Below are 23103 nucleotides of genomic sequence, written 5' to 3'. Positions count from 1 at the left end.
GACCGTCCGTTTGCTCACCGGGTGTCTCAGGATGCGAACAACGTGCTCTCACGCCCGCGTGAGCAGACTCTCGGCCAGGAACTCGCGGACGTGCCCGAGTACCTGTTCCCGGCCCGTGCCCCGCAGTCCGATGGCGACATGGATGGAGAAGCCGTCGAGGAGGGCGCGCAGCCGCGCCGCGAACCGGTCGGGGTCCACGCGCCGGAACTCGCCCCGCGACACCCCTTCCGCCAGCAGGGCGACCAGGTCGCGGTGCCAGGCGCCCTCGATGGCCGCCTGGCGGTCCCGGGCGTCCGCGTCGACGGCGGCGTTCTGCGAGCGGTTCCAGACCTCCAGCCAGAGCGTCCAGTGCGGGTCGCGGTGGCCGTCGGGGACGTACAGGTCGACATAGGCGTCGAGGCGCTCGCGGGCGGGGGCGGCGCGGGCCAGCAGCCGGGCGCGCTCGGCGCCGAGCCGGCCCTCGCTCCACTCCAGGGTGCGCAGCAGGAGTTCGTCCTTGGAGTGGAAGTAGTAGAGGAGATGGCCGCTGCTCATCCCGACCTCGCGGCCGAGCCCCGCCATGGTGAGCTTCTCCAGACCGCGCTCGGAGATCATCTCCATGGCGGCGGCCAGGACGTCCTCGCGGGGCGGCGCGTTCCTGCGTGCCCGTGCCGCTCCGGCCATGTCCCGGCTCCCCTTCGTCTCGTCCCCGGATCTCAGACCCTCGGCTGCTGCTGGGTGATGCAGTGGATGCCACCGCCGCCGGAGAAGATCGTACGGGCGTCCACCAGGGTGACCGCGCGCTCCGGGAACAGGCGGCGAAAGACGCCCGCCGCGAGCTCGTCGCGGGGGTCGTCGAAGCCGCAGAGCACGACGCCGCCGTTGCAGAGGTAGTGGTTGATGTACGAGTAGTCGGCCCAGTGACCGTCGGCCTCCAAGGCGGTCGGGGCGGCGACCTCGACGACCTCCAGTCGGCGGCCCCGCGCGTCGGTCTGCGCCCTCAGCAGTCCGATGACCTCCTTCGTCACCTCGTGGTCGGGGTGGGCCGGGTCGGGCTGGTGGTGGGCGACGACGACTCCCGGGCGGGCGAAGGCGGCGACGATGTCGACGTGGCCGAGGGTGCCGAAGCCGTGCGGAGGGTAGTCGCCGGTGAGTCCGCGGGGCAGCCAGATCGCCTTGCGGGTGCCGAGCATGGCGTGGATCTCCGCCTCGACCTCGTCCCGCGTCCACCCCGGATTGCGCTCCGGGCCGAGCTGGACCGTCTCCGTCAGCAGGACCGTGCCCTCGCCGTCCACGTGGATCGCGCCGCCCTCGTTGACCAGCTTCGAGGCGTACGTCCGTGCCCCCGCGAGGTCCGAGACGTACGCGGCGATCTTCGCGTCGTGCTCCCAGCGGGCCCAGCCCTGGGCGCCCCAGCCGTTGAACGTCCAGTCGACGGCGGCGAGTCGCCCGTCCGCGCCGGTCAGGAAGGTGGGGCCGATGTCCCGCATCCAGGCGTCGTCGAGTTCGCGCTCGACCGTGTCGACGCCTGGACCGAGGAGAGCGCGGGCGTCGGCCGCCTGTCCGGGGCCGCACACCACCGTCACCGGCTCGAAGCGGTGTACCGCGCGGGCGACCGAGGCCCAGGCGGCCCGGGACGCGGTCAGGTCGGCGGGGTCGTCGAAGGTGGGGTTGGCGCCCGGCCACGCCATCCAGGTGCGCTCGTGCGGGGCCCACTCGGCGGGCATGCGGAAGCCGTCGGCGGCAGCAGACATCAGCGGTCCTCAGAGGAAGTACAGGCGGTTGAGGGAGACGGACTCGGCCGGCTCGGAGCGCAGCGGCTCGCCGTCGAGGGTGACCAGGCCGGTGCGCTGGTCGACGTCGACCGCTCCGGTACGGGAGTTGCGGAGCAGGTCGGCGGGGCCGATGCCGCGGGTGCCGCGGACGGCGACCCTGCGGCGGCGGGTCGGCATCGAGTCGCCGCCCTGGTCGAGGGCGGCCCGGGCGACGAAGGCGACCGAGATGTCGGCGGGCGTGGCCCCGTACGCCCCGAACTGCGGTCCGAGGACCAGGGGTTCGCAGGTGTCGGTGGCCGCGCCCGGGTCGCCGACCACGCCGTACGCCGGGAAGCCCGACTTGAGCACGAGCTGCGGCTTGGCGCCGAAGTACTCGGGGCGCCACAGCACGATGTCGGCGAGCTTGCCGGCCTCGAGGGAGCCGATCTCGTGCGCGAGACCGTGGGCGATGGCCGGGTTGACGGTCAGCTTGGCGATGTAGCGCAGGACGCGCTCGTTGTCGTGGCCGTCGTCCGGGGCGCCGAACTCGGCCTTCATCTTCCCGGCCATGGCGAACGTACGGCGGACCGTCTCGCCCGCCCGGCCCATGCCCTGGGCGTCGGACGAGGTGATGCCGATCGCGCCCAGGTCGTGCAGGACGTCCTCGGCGCCCATGGTGCCGGCCCGGATCCGGTCGCGGGCCATGGCGGCGTCGCCGGGCAGGTCGGTCTTCAGGTCGTGGACGGAGACGATCATGCCGTAGTGCTCGGCGACGGCGTCCCGGCCGAAGGGGAGGGTGGGGTTGGTGGAGGAGCCGATGACGTTCGCGACGCCCGCCATCTTCAGCACGTTCGGGACGTGCCCGCCGCCGCAGCCCTCGATGTGGAAGGCGTGGATAGTCCGGCCCTCCAGCACCCTCAGGGTGTCCTCGACCGACAGGCACTCGTTCAGCCCGTCGCTGTGCAGGGCGACCTGCACGTCGTGTTCCTCGGCGACCCGCAACGCCGTGTCCAGCGCCCGGGTGTGGGCGCCCATGTCCTCGTGCACCTTGAAACCCGAGGCGCCGCCTTCGGCGAGGGCCTCCACCAGGGGCGCGGCGGACGACGACGAACCCCGGCCGAGGAAGCCGATGTTGACCGGCCAGGCGTCGAACGCGTTGAACGCGTGCCGCAGCGCCCAGGGCGAGTTGACGCCGACGCCCCACACGGGCCCGAACTCCTGCCCGATGACCGTGGTCACCCCGGAGGCCAGCGAGGCCTCCATGATCCGCGGCGACAGCAGATGGACGTGGGTGTCGACGGCGCCCGCGGTGGCGATCAGCCCCTCGCCGGACACGATGGACGTGCCCGTGCCGACGACGACGTCGACCCCGTCGAGGGTGTCGGGGTTCCCGGCCCGCCCGATCGCGTGGATCCGGCCCTCCCGGATGCCGATCGACACCTTCCGGATCCCCTGCACGGCGTCGATCACGACGACGTTGCTGATCACGACGTCACAGGTCGCGCGGACGGCGGCGGCCTTGAGGTGCAGCCCGTCCCGGGCGGTCTTGCCGAACCCGGCGAGGAACTCGTCGCCGTGCCGCTGGGAGTCCGACTCGACGCGGACGACCAGCCCCGAGTCACCGAGCCGGACGCGGTCACCGGCCCGGGGACCGTGGGTGGCGGCGTACTCGTACGGGTTCATCCGGCCCGCCCCGCTGTCGCTCCCAGATATCCGCAGGCGGCGGCCCGGCGCAGGGCCTCGTCCTTCGCCCCCGGCGCGTCGAGCGCCCCGTCGACCATGCCTGCGAAGCCGATGGCGACCCGGTCACCGCCGATCGGCACGAGCCCGACCTCGCCGCTCTCCCCCGGCCCGAAGCGCACGGAGGACCCGGCGGGGACGGCGAGCCGCATGCCGTAGGCCTTCTCCCGGACGAAGTCCAGCCGCGGGTTGGCCTCGAAGAAGTGGAAGTGGGAGGTGACGGAGACGGGCACGGTCGCCGTGTTCGTGACCGCCAGCCGCAGGGCCGCCTCGGGCTCGGCGTGCTCGGGCCCCGGCAGCAGGGCACCCGGCGCCCGGTCCCCCAGCGTGCCCCCGGCGATCGGATCGCCGACGACCGCGAGACGCGAGCCGTCGTCGAACACGGCCTCGACATGCACCTCGGTGACGACGTCCGCGACGCCCGGCAGCACGTCGTCCGGGCCGAGGACCGAGCGGGCGCGTTCGATCGCCTCGGCGAGCCGGGCGCCGTCACGCGCGGCCTCGCACACCGTGTCCGCGATCAGCGCGGTCGCCTCGGGGACGTTCAGCCTGAGCCCGCGGGCCCTTCTCGCCCGGGCCAGCTCCGCCGCGCCGAAGAGCAGGAGGCGGTCCCGTTCGGTGGGGGTGAGTCGCACGTTGCCCTCCCTTTCTTTGAGCAGCACTCTAAACGTTCCGCACAATGATCAGAAGACATGACGAGAAACTTTTGAGCACTGTTCAAACATGGGCAGCCCTCGAGAACGCCGCAGGGCCACCCCGGACGGAGTGGCCCTGACGGGGGTGGCCCTGACGGGGGTGGCCCTGACGGGGGTGACCCTGGCGGAAAAGGGGCGGCTAGCCCAGCTCGTGCATCCAGCCGTGCTTGTCCTCGGCCGTGCCGCGCTGGATGTCCAGCAGGGCCCGACGGAGCCTGAGGGTGACCTCGCCGGGCTCGCCGCCCGACTGCTGCCACTCGCCGGCGGTGCGCTTGACCGTGCCGACCGGGGTGATCACGGCGGCGGTGCCGCAGGCGAAGACCTCCTTGAGGGCGCCGCTCTCGGAGTCGCGCTGCCACTGCTCGACCGAGACCCGGCCCTCCTCGGCCTCGTAGCCGAGGTCGCGGGCGACCGTGAGGAGGCTGTCCCGGGTGACGCCTTCCAGGATGGAACCCGTGAGCGACGGCGTGATGATCTTGTCGTCGTACACGAAGTACAGGTTCATGCCGCCGAGCTCCTCGACCCACTTGCGCTCGACCGCGTCGAGGTAGCAGACCTGGGCGCAGCCCTGGGCGGCGGCCTCGGCCTGGGCGAGCAGGGACGCGGCGTAGTTGCCGCCGGTCTTGGCGTCGCCCATGCCACCGGGGACGGCACGCACGTGCTCCTCGGAGACCCAGATGGAGACGGGCTTGACGCCGCCCGGGAAGTAGGCGCCGGCCGGTGAGGCGATGACCAGGAACAGGTACTCGTTGGCCGGCTTCACGCCCAGGCCGACCTCGGTCGCGATCATGAAGGGCCGCAGGTAGAGGGACTCCTCACCGCCGTGCGCGGGCACCCAGTCCTTGTCCTGGCCGACGAGCGCGTCACACGCCTCGATGAACGTCTCCACCGGCAGCTCGGGCATGGCCAGGCGGCGGGCCGAACGCTGGAAGCGCTTGGCGTTCTGGTCCGGGCGGAAGGTGGCGACCGACCCGTCGGGGCGGCGGTACGCCTTCAGACCCTCGAAGATCTCCTGCGCGTAGTGCAGGACGTTGGTGGCCGGGTCCAGGGGGATCGGCGCGTACGGAACGAGCTGACCGTCGTGCCAGCCGCGGCCCTCGGTCCACTTGATCGTCACCATGTGGTCGGTGAAGTGGCGGCCGAACCCGGGGTTCGCCAGGATCGCCTGCCGCTCGGTGGCGGAGGTGGGACTGGCGGAGGGCTTGAGCTCGATCGTGGGCGTCGTCATGAGTAGCTGTCCTTCGCTTCCTGGCGAGCGTCTGGGCCACCCCGCGTCTTTCGGCCGGGGGTCCGGGGGTTGTCCCCCGGAAGATGCAGCACCGGTTGTAGTGACGGGCCGCGCTCACGCCCGTACGGCCGGTGGCCGGTGCCAGGACGTCCGAGCATTGCCTCATACCGCGGCTCCACGTTCGATTATCGCAAGCGGCGGACGACGGCCAAAACGGCGTGAATGAGACCCAGGGATGATGGTGGCACCCGGCGGGGGACATGCGGAAGCCGCCGGGTGCGGATGCGACCCGGCGGCTTCGTGAGGTTTCGCGCAGCGCGGGGTCAGCCGGCTACGCGTACGGCGAGCGCGTCGCCGATCTCGGAGGTGCTGCGCGCGGGCAGCGAGCCGCGCTCCTCCAGGTCGACGGAGACGGCCTCCTCGATGCGGACCGCCTCGGCGTCGTAGCCGAGGTGGCGCAGCAGCAGGGCGACGGACAGGACCGTGGCGGTGGGGTCGGCCTTGCCCTGACCGGCGATGTCCGGGGCCGAGCCGTGCACCGGCTCGAACATGGACGGGAACTCGCCGGACGGGTTGATGTTCCCGCTCGCGGCGACGCCGATGCCGCCGGAGACGGCCGCGGCGAGGTCGGTGATGATGTCGCCGAAGAGGTTGTCGGTGACGATGACGTCGAAGCGCGCGGGGTCGGTGACGAGGTAGATCGTCGCGGCGTCCACGTGGATGTAGTCCGTGGTGACGTCGGGGAACTCCTCGGCCACCCGGTTGAAGACGTTCGTCCAGAGGTGACCTGCGAAGGCCAGCACGTTGTTCTTGTGGACGAGCGTGAGCTTCTTGCGGGGGCGGGCCTGGGCGCGGGCGAAGGCGTCCCGGACCACGCGCTCGACACCGAAGGCCGTGTTCACGGAGACCTCGGTGGCGACCTCGTGCGGGGTGCCCTTGCGGATCGTGCCGCCGTTGCCGGTGTACGGCCCCTCGGTGCCCTCACGGACCACGATGAAGTCGATCTCGGGCTGGCCGGCCAGCGGGGTGGCGACACCCGGCAGGAGCTTCGACGGACGCAGGTTGACGTGGTGGTCGAAGAGGAAGCGCAGCTTGAGCAGGAAACCCCGCTCCAGGACACCGGAGGGGACGCTCGGGTCGCCGATCGCGCCGAGCAGGATGGCGTCGTGCCGCTTGAGCGCCTCCGCGTCCGCGTCGGTGAGGGTCTCACCGGTGGCGTGGTAGCGCCGGGCACCGAAGTCGTACTCCTCGGTCTCCAGCTTCACATCCTGCGGGAGGACGGCGGAGAGGACCTTGAGACCTTCGGCCACGACCTCCTGGCCGATGCCGTCACCGGGAATCACTGCGAGATTGAGGCTGCGAGACATACGGGAACCGTACTCCTCGTCCCAGGGGATGACATGGAGCGTCCGCGATACGGACAGAGGAGTCGCGGCACGCACCTGGCGGCGCGGACCTGCGGTGGCGCGCGGGGTCGAGGTGCGACGCGGGTCCCGAAGTCCCGTTCGGGGGCCCGCGCCGCACCCCGTGCGGGTGCGGCTCCCGGACTGCGGGGCGGCTCGGCTCAGTGGCCGGTCTCGCCGCCGTTGTCACGGCGGTCGAGGGCGCGCTGGAGCGCCGCGGCGGCGTTCTTCCGGTCGGACTCGGTCGTACGGGAGATGTGACGGACTCGGCGGCGGACGGTCGTCTCGGCCATGAGAAATCGACTCCTTCGAATTCCAGGGAGTGCGGAAGGGGGTTACGAGACTCCCCCTCTGCCTAATGGGCGGGGGGCGCCCCCAAGGGGCGGGGAGCGGGCCGCAGGGGTTGCCTGCGCGGGCCCGGCTCATGACCGCCATTCGCTTGGTCGAGCGAGACGTTCGGCTCCTACAAAGCTAAGGGAGGAGCACGCGCCTGTCTCTACGATTACTCGGACTTCCTACTATCTGAGACGGCACCCCGGGTCACCCCCCGTCGACCTGCGGTTTCGCCGACGCCCTCAGTACTTCCGCACCAGCCAGGTCCCGCTGCTGGCGGTCTGGGGCGCCGGCGACGAGATCTTCGTCCCGGCCGGCGCGCTCGCGTTCCGCCGCGACCTGCCCCGGGCGGAGGTGCACCTGCTGCCCACCGGGCACTTCGCCCTGGAGACACACGCGGGCCGGATCGCGGCGCCGATCAGTGACTTCCTCGGCCGCGTCGGCACCCGCCGACGGAGAACGGGAAGGGGCCGGGCAACAGCCCGGCCCCTTCCTTCGTCGTGCTTCCGTCGCTGTACGACGACGCGTCAGCCCATGTGCGGGTACGCGTAGTCGGTCGGCGCGACCAGCGTCTCCTTGATGGCGCGGGTCAGGGTCCAGCGCATCAGGTTCTGCGGCGCGCCGGCCTTGTCGTCGGTGCCGGAGGCGCGGCCGCCGCCGAAGGGCTGCTGGCCGACGACGGCGCCGGTCGACTTGTCGTTGATGTAGAAGTTGCCGGCCGCGTAGCGCAGCTTCTCCATCGTGTGAGCGGCGGCCGCGCGGTCGCCGGAGATGACCGAGCCCGTGAGCGCGTAGTCCGACACCGACTCCATCTGGGTCAGCATCTCGTCGTACGCCTCGGCCGAGCTGTCGTCGTACACGTGCACGGCGAGGATCGGGCCGAAGTACTCGGTCGTGAAGACCTCGTTCTCCGGGTCGGTGCACTCGACGACGGTCGGGCGGACGAAGTAGCCGACCGAGTCGTCGTAGGAGCCGCCCGCGACGATCGTGCAGGTCGGGTCCGCCTTCGCGCGGTCGATCGCCGCCTTGTTCTTGGCGAAGGACCGCTCGTCGATGACGGCGCCGATGAAGTTCGAGAGGTCGGTGACGTCACCCATCGTGAGGTAGTCGACCTCGGCCGCGAACTCCTCCTTGAAGCCGGAGTTCCAGATCGACGCCGGGATGTACGCGCGGGAGGTCGCGCTGCACTTCTGGCCCTGGTACTCGAAGGCCCCGCGGGTCAGGGCGGTCTTCAGGACCGCGCGGTCCGCGCTCGGGTGGGCGACGACGAAGTCCTTGCCGCCGGTCTCGCCGACCAGACGCGGGTAGGAGCGGTACTTCTCGATGTTGGCGCCGACCGTCTTCCACAGGTACTGGAAGGTCTTCGTCGAGCCGGTGAAGTGGATGCCGGCGAGGTCGCGGTGGTTGAGGGCGACCTCGGAGACCTCCAGGCCGTCACCGGTGACCAGGTTGATCACGCCCTTGGGCAGACCGGCCTCCTCCAGCAACCGCATGAGCAGCACGGCGGCGTGCGTCTGCGTCGGGGACGGCTTCCACACCACCACGTTGCCCATCAGCGCGGGCGCGGTCGGCAGGTTGCCCGCGATGGCGGTGAAGTTGAACGGCGTGATCGCGTAGACGAAGCCCTCGAGCGGGCGGTGGTCGAGGCGGTTCCAGACACCCGGGGAGTTCGCCGGGGGCTGCTCGGCCAGGATCTGGCGGGCGTAGGCCACGTTGAACCGCCAGAAGTCGACCAGCTCACAGGGACAGTCGATCTCCGCCTGCTGGGCGGTCTTCGACTGGCCGAGCATGGTGGAGGCGGCGAGCGTCTCGCGCCAGGGACCGGCGAGCAGTTCGGCGGCGCGCAGGATGATGGCGGCGCGGTCGTCGAAGGACATCGCGCGCCAGGCGGGCGCGGCGGCGAGCGCCGCGTCGACGGCGTCCTGGGCGTCCTGCCGCGTGGCGCCCGCGTAGGTGCCGAGGCGGGCCTTGTGGTTGTGCGGCTGCACGACGTCGAAGCGCTCACCGCCGCCCATCCGCCGCACGCCGCCGATGGTGCAGGGCAGGTCGATCGGGTTGTCGGCCAGCTCCTTGAGCTTGGCCTCCAGCCGGGCGCGCTCCGGCGAACCGGGGGCGTAGCCGTGCACCGGCTCGTTGACGGGGGTGGGGACCTGGGTTACCGCGTCCATGTCTTCCGTTACTCCTTCTGAGCGGTGTTTCGAGCGGGGGGTTGCGGGCTCGGCCCTTGCTGGTCATCGAGGGGACATCAACGGACGAAGAACCGCAGGCCGGTCGGCTTCTGCGCGAGCCGGCGCATGCTGCGCCCTCCCGGGGGACGACCCCCGGACCTCCGGCGGCACAGCGGGGCCGGCATCGTGTCTCAGCCTCGGGTGAGCATGCTGCGGGCGAAGAAACGCAGGTTGGCCGGCTTCTCCGCGAGCCGGCGCATGAAGTAGCCGTACCAGTCGGTGCCGTAGGCGGTGTAGACGCGCATGCGGTGCCCCTCGGCGGCCAGCCTCAGGTGCTCGTCGCCGCGGATGCCGTACAGCATCTGGAACTCGTACTCGTCCAGCTTGCGTCCGGCCTTGCGGGCGAGTTCCTGCGCGATGGAGATGAGGCGCGGGTCGTGGGACCCGATCATGGGGTACCCCTCGCCCTCCATCAGGGTGCGCAGGATCCGGACGTACGCCTTGTCGATCTCGTGCTTCTGCTGGTGTGCGACCTCGGCGGGCTCCTTGTACGCGCCCTTCACGAGCCGTACCCGGCTGCCGCTCGCCGCGAGGCGCCGGGCGTCGGCCTCGGTGCGGAAGAGGTAGGCCTGGATGACACAGCCGGTCTGCGGGAAGTCCTTCCGCAGCTCCTCGTGGATGGCGAACATCGAGTCGAGGGTGGTGTGGTCCTCGGCGTCGAGTGTGACGGTGGTGCCGATGGCCGCGGCTGCCTCGACGACCGGACGGACGTTCGCGAGGGCCAGCTCGTGGCCGCCCTCCAGCGCCTGGCCGAACATCGACAGCTTGACGGACACCTCGACCCGCTCGCCGAGCTCCAGCTCCGCGAGCCGGTCGATCAGCGCCAGGTAGGCGTCCCGGGCGGCGGCGGCCTGCCCGGGGGTGGTGATGTCCTCGCCGACGACGTCCATCGTCAGTTCCAGCCCGGAGGCGGTGAGCTCCTCGACGATCGGGACGATGTCGTCGACCGTCTCACCGGGGATGAAGCGGTCCACGACCTGCTTCGTCACCGGGGCCGCCGAGATCAGGCGTCGCATCCGGTCGCTGCGCGAAGCGGCGAGAATCACGGGACCCAGCACGGGGCACCTCCACATACCAACCCATACGAGGCCGTTTCCCGACGATCGGGGAACGGCACGGAGAACCACCGTGAAACCTAAGGATCCCTCCGATCGTGGGCCATCGACAGCTGTCACGCATCCGTGCCGCGGATCTCAGACAGATGTATGAAGGGGATGCGGACTTGCGGGAGAATGCCTGGGTGACAGCCGATTACCAGGGTGACCACCAGGAGCTCGTCGACGAGATCTCCGAGCTGCTCGGCGCGCCGGCGACCCTGGAGAACCGGGATTTCGAGCTGATCGCCTTCGGCGCCTACGACAGCGAGGGCGAGCTCGACGCGTCGGCGCTGGATCCGGTGCGCACCCGCTCGATCCTGACCCGGCGCTCCACGGCCGCCGTCCGCACCTGGTTCGAGGGCTTCGGCATCACCCGCGCGACCGGCCCGGTCCGGATCCCGCCGACCCCGGAGGCCGGGGTGTACCGGGGCCGCGTCTGCCTCCCCGTACGGCACCGGGGGGTCGTCCTCGGCTATGTCTGGCTGCTCGACGACGACCCCGGGCCCTCGGACGCCCAGCTGGCGGCCGCGATGGAGGTGACCGGCCGGATCGGCGCCCTGCTCGCCGACGAGGCCCAGCACGGCGCGGACCTCACCCGGGAGCTGCGGGCGGTGCTCACCGCGCAGCCCGACTGGCAGCGGGACATGGCGGTGGCGGAACTGCGCGCCGCGCTCGGCGCCCGCGCGGACGGCCCGCACACGGTGGTGTGCGTGACGCCCTGGCCGTCCGCCGACCCGGACGACGCGCCCTCGCTGCGCACGCTGCCGGGGGCGACGGCGCTGTGCACCGTGCCGTGGGGTGGGGGTACCTCCCACGCCCTCAAGTCAGGTGGGGAGCCCCAGTCCCTGGCGCTGCTGGTCCGCCTGCGCTCGACGGACACCCTCACCCCGGCGACGACGGCGGCGGCCCGGCTGCTGGAGCGGGCGGGCGGGTCCGCCGCGGGAGTGGCCGCCGGGCGGGCCGGCCTCGCGGAACTGGGCGCCGCCTGGCAGGAGGCGTCGGCGTCGGCGCGGGCGGCGCTCGCGGAGCCCGGCCTCGGCCCGGTCGCCCGGTGGGCGTCCATCGGCCCCTACCGGCTGCTGACCGCCCTGCCCCGGGAGAGCGCCCAGGACCCCGCCGTACGGACCCTGTTGGCCCCCGCGCACCACGAACTCGCCCGCACGGCCGAGGTGTACCTCGACTGCGCGGGCCAGGCGGGCCGCACGGCAGCCGAGTTGGGCATCCACCGGCAGACCCTCTACTACCGGCTGTCCCGGGTGGAACAGCTGACCGGCCTGGACCTGGACGACGGCGAGGACCGGCTGCTCCTGCACATGACGCTCAAGGCGGCCCGGCTGCCCTGAGCCCCTCTCCGGGCCCACCCTGACGACCCGCCCCGGTCAGCTCTTCGCGGCGCCCGCGATCACCCGGCGCAGCCCCTCGGTGAGCTGTGCCGCGTCGGTCGCCGAGTCCGGGTCGAAGAGCCACTGGACCATGAGCCCGTTGAGGAGGGTCTGGTAGAAGCGGCCCTCCGTGTCGACGGTCTCCTTGTCGAGTTCGTCCTCCGGGACGCCGTTGAACATGGGCACGATCCCCGACCGGCCCTGCTCCTGCGCCTCGGCCAGCAGCTTGCGCACCTCGGGGAGCCGGTCCCCCTGCACGATGAGCTCGAAGCTCAGCAGCCAGACGGCCCGCGTCCGCGGCACCGACCCGATGATGCTCGCCCACACCTCCTGGAAGCGCTCGAGCGACCCGGCGGCCGCCGTCATCTCGCGCCCCGCACCCCACCCGGGGTCGAACTCGTCGCCTGCGCCCTCGATCAACGAGACGTACGCCCGCACCAGCAGCGCGTCCTTCGACCCGTAGTGGTAGCCGATGGACGCCAGGTTGGTCCCCGACTCCTTGACGATGTCCCGCGCGGTCGTACGCAGGAACCCCTTCTCCAGCAGGCAGCGCTTGGCGCCTTCGAGCAGATCCTCACGGTGTCCCATGTCCGCCACCCTACCCCGATCCATACAACCGTCCTATACGCATGACTTATACAAGCGTTCTAGACACACGTTTAATACGCTCGTACAGTCATCGCCATGACCAACTCGACGCACACGAACGCGACGGACTCGGTGGCTGCCCCCACCCCCATGGCGGGCCGCGCCGGCCGCCGTGAATGGACCGCGCTGGGCGTACTGATGCTTCCGCTCCTGCTGGTCTCCATGGACGTCTCCGTCCTCTACTTCGCCATCCCGGCGATCAGCGCCGACCTGAGGCCGACCGGCACCCAGCAGCTGTGGATCTTCGACATCTACGCCTTCGTACTGGCGGGCCTGCTGATGACGATGGGCTCGCTCGGCGACCGCATCGGCCACCGCAGGCTGCTGATGACCGGCGCCGCCGCCTTCGGCGCCGCCTCACTGACCGCCGCGTACGCGAACAGCGCCGAGACCCTGATCGCGGCCCGCGCGGTCCTCGGGATCGGCGGCGCGACCCTGATGCCCGCGACGATGGCCCTGATCCGCACGATGTTCACCGACCCGGGCCAGCGCGCGAAGGCGATCGGCATGTGGTCCGCGGTGATGACGGGCGGCATCGCGCTCGGCTCGGTGATGAGCGGCCTGCTGGTGCAGTACTTCTGGTGGGGCTCGGTCTTCCTGGTCAACCTGCCCGCGATGGTCCTGCTGCTCGTCCTCGGCCCGGCCCTGCTGCCCGAGTCCCGCGACCTTGCCCCGGGCCGCTTCGACTGGCCGAGCGTCCCGCTGTCGATGGCCGCCGTACTGCCCGTGGTCTACGGCCTGAAGGAGATCCCGTCCGAGGGCTGGCACGCGCGGTACGTCGTCTCGGTCACCGTCGGTCTGCTCTTCGCGACCCTCTTCGTCCACCGCCAGCGCACCACGGCCGCTCCGATGATCTCCCCGGCCCTGTTCCGCGGCCACGGTTTCGCCCCCGCCCTCGCCCTCAACCTGGTCTCCGCCTTCGGCATGCTGGGCTCGGCGTTCTTCACCACCCAGTACCTCCAGTCGGTCCTCGGCAGGAGCGCGCTGGAAGCGGCCCTGTGGGCGCTGCTCCCCTCGGTGCCGATCGGCCTGGCGGCCCCGGCCGCGACCTCCCTGGTCCACAAGGGCGTCAACCGCGCCTACGTGGTCACGGCCGGCTTCGCGATCGGCGCGAGCGGCTACGCGCTGCTGGCCCTCGCCGGTGCGGACTCGATGTGGCTCGTGCTGACCGCCTGCGCGGTCCTGGCCTGCGGGATCGTCATGGTCCTGTCCCAGATGACGGACCTGGCGCTGGGCGCGGCCCCGGTGGAACGGGCGGGCTCCGCGGCCGCCCTGCTGGAGACCGGCACCGAGTTCGGCGGCGCCCTCGGCATGGCCGTCCTCGGCTCCATCGGCACGGCGATCTACCGCCACGACATCCCGGCCACGGCCCCGGCAGAGGCCCGCGAGACCCTCGGCGGCGCCCTGGCGGTGGCGGGCCGTCTCCCGGGGCGCACGGGAGACGCCCTGACGACGACGGCACGCGAGGCGTTCACCAGTGGCATGCACGGCGCGGCGATCGCCGGAGCGGTACTCCTCGCCTCGGCGGCGGCAGCGGCTTCGGTCACGCTGCGGCGGATCCGGGTCGACGACGAGAAGTGACACAGGCGAAAGGAGCCGGGGGGCGGGGGGTAACACCCCCCCCCCCCCGGCTCCTGTCATCGAGCCACGTGCGGTACACCCAGCCCGCCCGGCTCCTGCTGTCGAGCGACCTTCAGCAAATCCAGCCCGTCCGGCTCCTGCTGTCGAGCCACGTTCAGTAGATCCAGCCCGTCCGGCGTTTGAGGACGAGGCCCGTTCAGGGCCGAAGCGGGGGCCTGGGGGCGGCGGCCCCCGGTACGTGCGGCGACCTCAGACGAGGTTCACCGCACGAGCGGACGTCGCGCCGATCTCCTCGGCGACCTCCGCCAGCACCCCGGCGGGCACCGTGTCGTCGACGGTCAGAACGGCCAGCGCCTCGCCGCCGACGGCCGCGCGGGCGACCTGCATGCCGGCGATGTTGATGCCCGCCTCGCCGAAGACCCGGCCCACGGTGCCGACGACACCCGGACGGTCCTCGTACTTGAGGACGACCATGTGATCGGCGAGCGCGAGGTCGACGTCGTACTCGCCGACCGCGACGATCTTCTGCAGGTGCTTCGGACCGGCCAGCGTGCCGGAGACCGACACCTCCTCGCCGTCCGAGAGCGTGCCGCGCACGGTGACGACGTTGCGGTGGTCGGCCGACTCGGAGCTGGTGGTCAGCCGCACCTCGACGCCGCGCTCCTGCGCGAACAGCGGGGCGTTGACGTAACTGACGGTCTCGTCGACGACGTCCTCGAAGACACCCTTGAGAGCCGACAGCTCCAGCACCTTCACGTCGTGCTGGGTGATCTCGCCGTACACCTCGACGTCGAGGCGGACCGCGACCTCACCGGCGAGCGCGGTGAAGATCCGGCCGAGGCGCTCGGCGAGGGGCAGACCGGGCTTGACGTCCTCGGCGATGACACCGCCCTGGACGTTCACCGCGTCCGGCACCAGCTCGCCCGCGAGGGCGAGGCGCACCGAACGCGCGACCGCGATACCGGCCTTCTCCTGAGCCTCGTCGGTCGAGGCGCCGAGGTGCGGGGTGGCCACGACCTGGTCGAACTCGAAGAGCGGGGAGTCCGTGCAGGGTTCCTTCGCGTACACGTCGAGGCCGGCGCCGGCGACGCGGCCCTCCTTCAGCGCCGAGTACAGCGCCTCCTCGTCGACGATCCCGCCGCGCGCGGCGTTGACGATGCGCACGCTCGGCTTGACCTTGCGCAGCGCCTCGTCGCCGATCAGACCGACCGTCTCGGGGGTCTTGGGCAGGTGGACGGTGATGAAGTCGGCGACCTCGAGCAGCTCGTCCAGCGAAAGGACCTTCACGCCCATCTGCGCGGCGCGGGCGGGCTGGATGTAGGGGTCGTACGCGACGACCTTCATGCCGAAGCCGGACATGCGCTGCGCCACGAGCGCGCCGATGCGGCCGAGGCCGACGACGCCGAGGGTCTTCTCGGCCAGCTCGACGCCCGTGTACTTGCTGCGCTTCCACTCGCCGTTCTTCAGCGCGGCGTTGGCCTGCGGAATGTGGCGGGCGGTGGCGAGCAGCAGACCGCAGGCCAGTTCGGCGGCGGTCACGATGTTGGAGGTGGGGGCGTTGACGACCATCACGCCGGCCTTGGTGGCCGACGGAACGTCGACGTTGTCCAGGCCGACGCCGGCTCGTGCGACGACCTTCAGTTTCTTCGCGGCGGCGATCGCCTCGGCGTCCACCTTGGTGGCCGAGCGGATCAGGATCGCGTCGACGTCGGCGATGGCCGGGAGCAGTTCGGCTCGGTCCGCTCCGTTGGCGTGCCGGATCTCGAAGTCCGGGCCAAGCGCGTCCACGGTCGCGGGCGACAGCTCTTCAGCGATGAGTACGACAGGTTTCGAGCTCACGTGAGTCCTCACAAGTCCAAAGCGTGCGGACGGCCGTCCCGACGGCCGCAGGCGGAGGAGGGGCTAGCCGCGTGGAAGACGCACGACGCTGTGGGCCTGACGCGTATGTAGTGCAGCAGTGTAGTGCCGCGACGGCGGTCGCCTCACGCCTCCGCGGAAGGATCACCCGTCCGTGGTGGACGGGATGGACAACGGGGCCGGAGCGATCTGCTCCGGCCCCTCGTCCCGAGGCCTTACGCCTCTTCGTTCACCCAGCTCATCAGCTTGCGCAGCTGCTTGCCGGTGGTCTCCAGCAGGTGCTCGGAGTCCGCGTCCTTGTACTCGTTGTACTTCTTCAGACCGCCGTGGTACTCGTCCATCCAGTTCTGGGCGAAGGTGCCGTCCTGGATCTCCGCGAGGACCTGCTTCATCTCGGCCTTGGTGGCGTCGGTGATGATGCGCGGGCCGGTGATGTAGTCGCCCCACTCGGCGGTCTCGGAGACGCTCCAGCGCATCTTCTCCAGGCCGCCCTCGTACATGAGGTCCACGATCAGCTTCAGCTCGTGCAGGCACTCGAAGTAGGCGATCTCCGGCTGGTAGCCGGCCTCGACCAGGGTCTCGAAGCCCGCCTTGACCAGCGCGGAGGTGCCACCGCAGAGGACGGCCTGCTCACCGAACAGGTCGGTCTCGGTCTCCTCGGTGAAGGTCGTCTTGATGACGCCGGCGCGGGTGCCGCCGATGCCCTTGGCGTACGACAGGGCCAGCGCGAAGGCGTTGCCGGTCGCGTCCTGCTCGACGGCGGCGATCGCGGGAACGCCGCGGCCCTCCTCGTACTGGCGGCGCACCAGGTGACCCGGGCCCTTCGGGGCGACCAGGGCGACGTCGACGCCGGCCGGGGCCTTGATGAAGCCGAAGCGCACGTTGAAGCCGTGGGCGAAGAACAGCGCGTCGCCGTCCTTCAGGTTCGGGGCGATGGACTCCTCGTAGACCTGGGCCTGGATCGGGTCCGGGATGAGGATCATGATGACGTCGGCCTCGGCGGCGGCCTCGGCCGGGGTCACCACGCGCAGACCCTGCTCCTCGGCCTTGGCCTTGGACTTGGAGCCCTCGTGCAGGCCGACCCGGACGTCGACACCGGAGTCACGGAGCGACAGGGCGTGGGCGTGGCCCTGGCTGCCGTATCCGATGACCGCGACCTTGCGGCCCTGGATGATGGACAGGTCGGCGTCGGCGTCGTAGAACAGCTCGGCCACTTTGGGTTCTCTCCTTGAGTGCAGGTGTTGCGTCCCACCGTATGACGGCGAGCGGAAGGGAAGTTTCGGGGTCTCGGTATACGGGCGGTCGGTGATCACCGGCCGCCCGGATCCGTTCGCACGAAGACCGGTTACGTACTTACGCCGACCGGTCGAGAGCGCGCAGCGACCGGTCCGTGATCGAACGGGCGCCACGGCCGATGGCGATCGTGCCGGACTGGACCAGCTCCTTGATGCCGTACGGTTCCAGCATCTTGAGCATGGCGGACAGCTTGTCGTTGCTGCCGGTGGCCTCGATGGTCACGGCCTCCGGGGAGACGTCGACGGTCTTGGCGCGGAACAGCTGGACGATCTCGACGATCTGCGAGCGCGTCTCGTTGTCGGCGCGCACCTTCACCAGAACGAGTTCACGGTGAACGGCCTGTCCCGGCTCCAGCTCGACGATCTTCAGCACCTCGACGAGCTTGTTGAGCTGCTTGGTGACCTGCTCCAGCGGCAGGGCGTCGACGCTCACCACGATCGTGATCCGGGAGATGTCGGCGTGCTCGGTGACGCCGACGGCGAGCGAGTCGATGTTGAAGCCCCGACGGGAGAACAGGGCGGCGATCCGGGCCAGGATGCCCGGCTTGTTCTCCACCAGGACGGAGAGCGTGTGCTTGGACATGTCTTCTTACGTCTCTCTCGCTCAGTCGTCTTCGTTGTCGCCGAAGTCGGGGCGGACGTCCCGGGCGGCCAGGATCTCGTCGTTGGAGGTGCCGGCGGCGACCATCGGCCACACCATCGCGTCCTCGTGGACGATGAAGTCGACGACGACGGGGCGGTCGTTGATGGAGTTCGCCTCCTCGATGACCTTGTCGAGGTCGTCGGGGGACTCGCAGCGGATCGCGTGGCAGCCCATGGCCTCCGACAGCTTCACGAAGTCGGGGACACGGGTACCGCGGGCGTCCGGGTTGACGTCGTTCGGGCCGGAGTGCAGCACGGTGTTGGAGTAGCGCTGGTTGTAGAACAGCGTCTGCCACTGGCGGACCATGCCGAGGGCGCCGTTGTTGATGATGGCGACCTTGATCGGGATGTTGTTCAGGGCGCAGGTGGTGAGTTCCTGATTGGTCATCTGGAAGCAGCCGTCGCCGTCGATGGCCCAGACGGTGCGCGCGGGCGCGCCGGCCTTGGCGCCCATCGCGGCCGGGACGGCATATCCCATGGTGCCCGCGCCGCCTGAGTTCAGCCAGGTGGCGGGCTTGTCGTACTGGATGAAGTGGGCGGCCCACATCTGGTGCTGGCCGACGCCCGCGGTGAAGATCGTGCCCTCGGGGGCGAGCTGTCCGACGCGCTCGATGACCTGCTGCGGGGAGAGCGAGCCGTCGGCGGGCTGGTCGTAGCCCAGCGGGTAGGTCTCGCGCCAGCGGTCGAGGTCCTTCCACCAGGCTGCGTACCTAGGCCCGGCGGCCTCGCCGGCCTGGCCCTCGCTGTGCTCCTTCTGCACCGCCTGGATCAGGTCGGCGATGACCTCGCGGGCGTCCCCCACGATCGGCACGTCGGCGGCGCGGTTCTTGCCGATCTCGGCCGGGTCGATGTCCGCGTGGACGATCTTGGCGTGCGGCGCGAAGCTGTCGAGCTTGCCGGTGACACGGTCGTCGAAGCGGGCGCCGAGGGCGACGATCAGGTCGGCCTTCTGCAGACCGGTGACGGCGGCCACCGAGCCGTGCATGCCCGGCATGCCCAGGTGCTGCGGGTGGCTGTCGGGGAAGGCGCCCAGTGCCATCAGCGTGGTGGTGACGGGCGCACCGGTCAGCTCGGCGAGGACCTTCAGCTCGGCGGTGGCGCCGGCCTTGAGGACACCGCCGCCGACGTACAGGATCGGCCGCTTGGCGGCGGTGATCAGCTTGGCGGCCTCGCGGATCTGCTTGGCGTGCGGCTTGGTCACCGGGCGGTAGCCGGGCAGGTCCATGACCGGCGGCCAGGAGAACGTCGTCTTCGCCTGGAGGATGTCCTTGGGGATGTCGACCAGGACCGGGCCGGGGCGGCCGGTGGAGGCGATGTGGAAGGCCTGCGCGATCACCTGGGGGATGTCCTCGGCCTTGGTGACCAGGAAGCTGTGCTTGGTGATCGGCATGGTGATGCCGACGATGTCCGCCTCCTGGAAGGCGTCCGTGCCGATCGCCTTCGACGCCACCTGGCCGGTGATCGCCACGAGCGGCACCGAGTCCATGTGGGCGTCGGCGATCGGGGTCACCAGGTTGGTGGCGCCCGGCCCCGAGGTGGCCATGCAGACACCGACCCGGCCGGTGGCCTGCGCGTATCCGGTGGCCGCGTGACCCGCGCCCTGCTCGTGCCGGACCAGGACGTGGCGGACCCTCGTCGAGTCCATCATCGGGTCGTAGGCGGGCAGGATCGTGCCGCCGGGAATGCCGAATACCGTCTCGGCGCCGACCTCCTCGAGAGAACGGATGAGGGACTGCGCACCCGTCACGTGCTCGACGGTCGCGGAGTGCTGTCCTCCGGATCGGGGCCGCGGCTGCGGATGGGCCCCGGTGGCCTGCTCGGTCATCGGCATTCTCTTCTCGATGCTGAGGGTTTTACTGAGGGTCTTGCTCAGGGTCTTTCAGAGCTGCGGCACGAGGGCCGCGGCGGGTTTTGTGCAACAAAAAACCCCTCGCGCCAAAAGGCAAGCGAGGGGAGCGCGCCGGGTGGGGGTCGCTGGGAGTTCCGGGTCCGTCCGGAGCGTCACCAGCTTCAGCCGACGCGCTTTCCAAGTACGAGAATTCGGGTGCGCATGGCATTGACCCTCCCCCCGGCGCGCACCGACTGTCAAGTGGGTGGGACGGGAGTCTCATTATGTGAGCGAAGGACACTTCCGCTCCCCAGGACGGCTGTGACACCGCCGGCGACACCACCGGCGTGGACACCACTGGTGTACACCCCCGAGCCGCCACCCGCGAACGCGGGCTCGGCCGGCCCGTGCGGCACCGGATAGCGGCCGGCCGCGAGGGCCCGGCGCAGCCGGTACTCGTCGAGAGGCCCGGAGAACGCCATCCCCTGGCCGTGCGTACAGCCCATGGCGCGCAGGGCGACCACCTGCTCGGGCAGGTCCACGCCCTCGGCGACGGACTGGAGCCCGAGGTCGGTGGCGATCCGCAGCAGCCCACTGGTGATCTTGTGCAGGCGCGCGGACTCGACGACCCCCTCGACCAGCGAGCGGTCCAGCCTGAGCACGTCGACGGGGAGTCTCCGCAGCGCCGTGAGGGCCGCGTAGCCGCTGCCGAAACCGTCGAGGGCGATGCGCACCCCGAGGCGCCGCAGCGCCCCCAGGCGGCGCTCCAGCTCGTCCAGCGGCACCCTCGGGTCGGTGTCGGACAGCTCCACCACCAGGGACCCCGACGGCAGCCCGTGCCGGGTCAGCAGCGCCTCCACGGAGCCCAGCGGCATCGACCGGTCCAGCAGCCGTCGGGCGCCCATCCGCACGACCACCGGCAGGTTGAGCCCGCTCGCGGCCCGGTCGGCGGCCTGCTCGACGGCCTCCTCCAGCACCCAGCGCCCCAGCTCGGCCGTCTTGTCGCTGTCCTCCGCGACCCGCAGGAACTCGGCGGGCGTGAAGAGCACCCCCTGCGAGGAGCGCCAGCGGGCCTGTGCGGCGACCGACGAGATCCGGCCGTCCTCCAGGCGCACCACGGGCTGGTGCAGCAGCGCGAACTCGCCGTCGTGCAGCGCGGCACGCAGCCGCGTGGCCAGCTCCGCCTTGCGTACGACGTCCTGCTGCATCTGCGGCTTGTACAGCTCGACCCGGCCCTTGCCGCCCGCCTTGGCGCGGTACATGGCGAGGTCGGCGTTGCGCAGCAGTTCACCGGCGCCCAGACCGGCTTCGGCGAAGGCGACGCCGATGGAGGCGGCGACACGGACCTCGTTGCCGTCGATGAGGTACGGCTGCGACAGCGTGAGCCTGAGGCGGTCGGCGAGTTCCACTATGTGGCGTTCCCGGGCGGCGCGGTCGCGGGTGCCGTCGCCGACGATCAGGGCCGCGAACTCGTCGCCGCCCAGTCGGGAGGCGGTGTCTGACTTGCGGACGGCGTCCTGGAGCCTGCGGGCGGCCTGGACCAGCAGTTCGTCACCGGCCGCGTGGCCGATCGTGTCGTTGACGGCCTTGAAACCGTCGAGGTCGATGAAGAGGACCGCCGTGTTGCGCAGGGCGGGGCCCCGGTCGCAGCTGCGGCGGCCGGACAGGGCCTGCTGGACGCGCCGGGTGAACAGCGCGCGGTTGGGCAGGTCGGTGAGCGGGTCGTGTTCGGCGTTGTGCTGGAGCTGCGCCTGGAGCCGCACCCGCTCCGTCACGTCCCGGCTGTTGAAGATCAGGCCGCCGTGATGGCGGTTTACTGTCGACTCGACGTTGAGCCAGCCTCCCCCGCTCTCGGCTGCGCTCGAGCGGGAGGTGCCCCCGTCGCCTGAGCGGAAGCGGCATTCGATGCGCGTGGTGGGTTCCTCCTGGGGGCTGGCGGCGAGGAAGCGGCGCACCTCGTGCACCACGCAGCCCAGGTCCTCGGGGTGGATGAGGTCGGCGAGTTCGGAACCCACCAGGTCCTCGGCCGGGCGGCCGTAGACCCCGGCGGCGGCCGGGGAGACGTAGCGCAGGACGCCGCTGGGCGCGGCGATCATGATGACGTCGCTGGAGCCCTGCACCAGGGAGCGGAAGTGGTTCTCCTTCTGCGCCAGTTCCTGGGTGAGGGTGATGTTGTCGAGCAGCATGATCCCCTGGCGCACCACGAGGGCGAGCACGACCGTGCCGCCGGTCAGCAGCACCACGCGGTCGACGCTGCGGCCGCTGAGGACGTTGTAGAGGATGCCCAGGGTGCAGACGGCGGCGGCGAGATAGGGCGTGAGGGCGGCCAGGGAGCCGGTGATGGGCCGGGTGACCGGAAACCTGCTGTGTTCGCTTCCCTGGGGAGGCGTCTGATCGGGGCGCTGGGCGGAGGCCTGAACGGATGTCTGCGCGGACGCGGCGGCCGCCGTGCGCGACGGCCCCTGGGGGCGGCGCCCCGTGGGGCGCGGACCTGGTACGTGTTCGTGCACCACACGCGTGTGCCCCTCATCCGCGGCCGACCGTTGCCGGCGGGAGGCGGCCCAGGGCGCGTACGCCAGGAGCAGCGAGCCCGCGAACCATCCCGCGTCGAGGAGCTGGCCCGAGCGGTAGTTGTTGTGCAGCAGCGGCGAGGTGAACAGGGCGTCGCACATGACGGTCAGCGCGAGCGCGCCGACGGCCGTGTTGACCGCCGTGCGGTTCACCGCCGTGCGCCGGAAGTGCAGCACCAGCACCATGCTCACCAGGGCGATGTCGAGCAGCGGGTACGCGAGCGACAGCGCGGCGTGCGCCACGCTCGGTCCGTCGAACTTCGCCGCCTGGGCGAGCGCGAGGCTCCAGGAGAGGGTGAGCAGCGAGCCGGCGATCAGCCAGGCGTCCAGGGCGAGACAGACCCAGCCCGCCTTCGTCATGGGCCGGGCGGCGAGCACGAGCAGCCCCACGATGGCGGGGGGCGCGAAGCACAGGAAGAACAGGTCGGCGAAGCTGGGGCTGGGCACGGGCCGCCCCAGGACCACCTCGTACCAGCCCCAGACCATGTTGCCGAGGGCGGCCATCGCCGAGGAGATCGCGAACAGCAGCCAGGCGGGTCGAAAACGGACGCGGCGGCTGCGCCCGTAGAGGAAGCAGGAGACGGCGGCGGCGCCCGCCGCCGCGGTCAGCCCGAAGTCGCCCATGATCAGTGCGAGTCGGTCGGAGCCCCAGCCCAGCGCGGAACCGACGGCGTATCCCGCGCACAGGAGGGCGAGCAGCATTTGGTGGACCAGGTTGGTCCCGGAGCCGCCGACGGACGGCGGCGCGGTACGCGGTGTCCCCGTCGAGGGCTGCGTCCGCAGCGCTCCGCCGAGGAGGGGCGTGGAGGTCGGCGGCGGACTCACCGGGTCCTCCCGGTCCGC

General features: G+C 71.1%; 17 protein-coding genes and 1 pseudogene. 3 read left to right on the top strand and 15 right to left on the bottom strand.

Annotation, left to right across the window (positions count from 1 at the left end; genetic code table 11):
- Window positions 1–48: 48 nt before the first annotated feature.
- The 7 genes from QQM72_RS01855 to QQM72_RS01825 form a co-directional block, all read right to left on the bottom strand.
- Complete coding sequence (locus QQM72_RS01855) at window positions 49–663, bottom strand: TetR/AcrR family transcriptional regulator (protein WP_314219009.1); 615 nt, start codon at window positions 661–663, stop codon at window positions 49–51.
- A 32-nt stretch (window positions 664–695) separates the two neighbouring features.
- Window positions 696–1733: an agmatine deiminase family protein gene (locus QQM72_RS01850; RefSeq protein ID WP_314219008.1), complete on the bottom strand. Its 1038-nt coding sequence runs from the start codon at window positions 1731–1733 to the stop codon at window positions 696–698.
- Between the two features lie 9 nt (window positions 1734–1742).
- Complete coding sequence (locus QQM72_RS01845) at window positions 1743–3416, bottom strand: urease subunit alpha (protein ID WP_314219007.1); 1674 nt, start codon at window positions 3414–3416, stop codon at window positions 1743–1745.
- Window positions 3413–4108, bottom strand: coding sequence for an urease subunit gamma (ureA, locus tag QQM72_RS01840; RefSeq protein ID WP_314219006.1), 696 nt, complete (start codon window positions 4106–4108; stop codon window positions 3413–3415). Before ureA ends, QQM72_RS01845 begins: the two co-directional genes overlap by 4 nt.
- Window positions 4109–4307: 199 nt before the next feature.
- Window positions 4308–5396, bottom strand: a complete 1089-nt coding sequence (locus QQM72_RS01835; protein WP_314219005.1) for a branched-chain amino acid aminotransferase — start codon at window positions 5394–5396, stop codon at window positions 4308–4310.
- 323 nt (window positions 5397–5719) lie between these two features.
- Complete coding sequence (locus QQM72_RS01830) at window positions 5720–6763, bottom strand: 3-isopropylmalate dehydrogenase (RefSeq protein WP_054239788.1); 1044 nt, start codon at window positions 6761–6763, stop codon at window positions 5720–5722.
- Window positions 6764–6960: 197 nt separating this feature from the next.
- Window positions 6961–7092 carry a hypothetical protein gene (locus QQM72_RS01825; protein WP_020131440.1) on the bottom strand — a complete coding sequence of 44 codons (132 nt, stop codon included), beginning with the start codon at window positions 7090–7092 and terminating at the stop codon, window positions 6961–6963.
- A 280-nt stretch (window positions 7093–7372) separates the two neighbouring features.
- Here QQM72_RS01825 and QQM72_RS01820 point away from each other — a divergent pair.
- Window positions 7373–7573 (top strand): annotated as a pseudogene (locus QQM72_RS01820) (alpha/beta fold hydrolase); the annotation flags it as partial.
- Window positions 7574–7659: 86 nt separating this feature from the next.
- On the opposite strand, the gene pruA reads toward QQM72_RS01820, so the two are convergent.
- Both pruA and QQM72_RS01810 read right to left on the bottom strand, forming a co-directional pair.
- Complete coding sequence (gene pruA / locus QQM72_RS01815) at window positions 7660–9300, bottom strand: L-glutamate gamma-semialdehyde dehydrogenase (RefSeq protein ID WP_314219004.1); 1641 nt, start codon at window positions 9298–9300, stop codon at window positions 7660–7662.
- Between the two features lie 191 nt (window positions 9301–9491).
- The gene (locus QQM72_RS01810) at window positions 9492–10418 is read right to left on the bottom strand and encodes a proline dehydrogenase family protein (RefSeq protein ID WP_314219003.1); all 927 of its coding nucleotides are present in this window, start codon (window positions 10416–10418) and stop codon (window positions 9492–9494) included.
- Between the two features lie 143 nt (window positions 10419–10561).
- Between QQM72_RS01810 and QQM72_RS01805 the strand changes: the two genes are divergently transcribed.
- Complete coding sequence (locus tag QQM72_RS01805) at window positions 10562–11800, top strand: PucR family transcriptional regulator (protein WP_314219002.1); 1239 nt, start codon at window positions 10562–10564, stop codon at window positions 11798–11800.
- A gap of 36 nt (window positions 11801–11836) precedes the next feature.
- Here QQM72_RS01805 and QQM72_RS01800 read toward each other — a convergent pair whose 3' ends face one another.
- Window positions 11837–12427 (bottom strand): TetR/AcrR family transcriptional regulator, encoded by a 591-nt coding sequence (locus QQM72_RS01800; RefSeq protein ID WP_314219001.1) that lies wholly within the window; start codon window positions 12425–12427, stop codon window positions 11837–11839.
- A gap of 96 nt (window positions 12428–12523) precedes the next feature.
- On the opposite strand from QQM72_RS01800, the gene QQM72_RS01795 reads away from it, so the two are divergent.
- Window positions 12524–14068, top strand: a complete 1545-nt coding sequence (locus QQM72_RS01795) for an MFS transporter (RefSeq protein WP_399075585.1) — start codon at window positions 12524–12526, stop codon at window positions 14066–14068.
- Between the two features lie 249 nt (window positions 14069–14317).
- Here QQM72_RS01795 and serA read toward each other — a convergent pair whose 3' ends face one another.
- From serA to QQM72_RS01770, 5 genes are all read right to left on the bottom strand, one after another.
- Window positions 14318–15907 carry a phosphoglycerate dehydrogenase gene (gene serA, locus QQM72_RS01790; protein WP_314219000.1) on the bottom strand — a complete coding sequence of 530 codons (1590 nt, stop codon included), beginning with the start codon at window positions 15905–15907 and terminating at the stop codon, window positions 14318–14320.
- Window positions 15908–16140: 233 nt separating this feature from the next.
- On the bottom strand, window positions 16141–17139 hold the full coding sequence (gene ilvC / locus QQM72_RS01785; protein WP_020131430.1) for a ketol-acid reductoisomerase: 999 nt from the start codon (window positions 17137–17139) through the stop codon (window positions 16141–16143).
- 139 nt (window positions 17140–17278) lie between these two features.
- Entirely contained in the window at window positions 17279–17803 is a 525-nt protein-coding gene (ilvN, locus tag QQM72_RS01780) for an acetolactate synthase small subunit (RefSeq protein ID WP_020131429.1), read from the bottom strand.
- Window positions 17804–17824: 21 nt separating this feature from the next.
- Window positions 17825–19687, bottom strand: a complete 1863-nt coding sequence (locus QQM72_RS01775) for an acetolactate synthase large subunit (RefSeq protein WP_314218999.1) — start codon at window positions 19685–19687, stop codon at window positions 17825–17827.
- 260 nt (window positions 19688–19947) lie between these two features.
- Window positions 19948–23085 carry a putative bifunctional diguanylate cyclase/phosphodiesterase gene (locus QQM72_RS01770; protein WP_314218998.1) on the bottom strand — a complete coding sequence of 1046 codons (3138 nt, stop codon included), beginning with the start codon at window positions 23083–23085 and terminating at the stop codon, window positions 19948–19950.
- Between the last annotated feature and the right edge of the window lie 18 nt (window positions 23086–23103).

The organism is Streptomyces zaehneri, assembly GCF_032248645.1.
In the GTDB taxonomy this organism is placed as follows: Bacteria; Actinomycetota; Actinomycetes; order Streptomycetales; family Streptomycetaceae; genus Streptomyces; species Streptomyces coriariae.
This window is presented reverse-complemented; position numbering and strand designations above follow the sequence as displayed.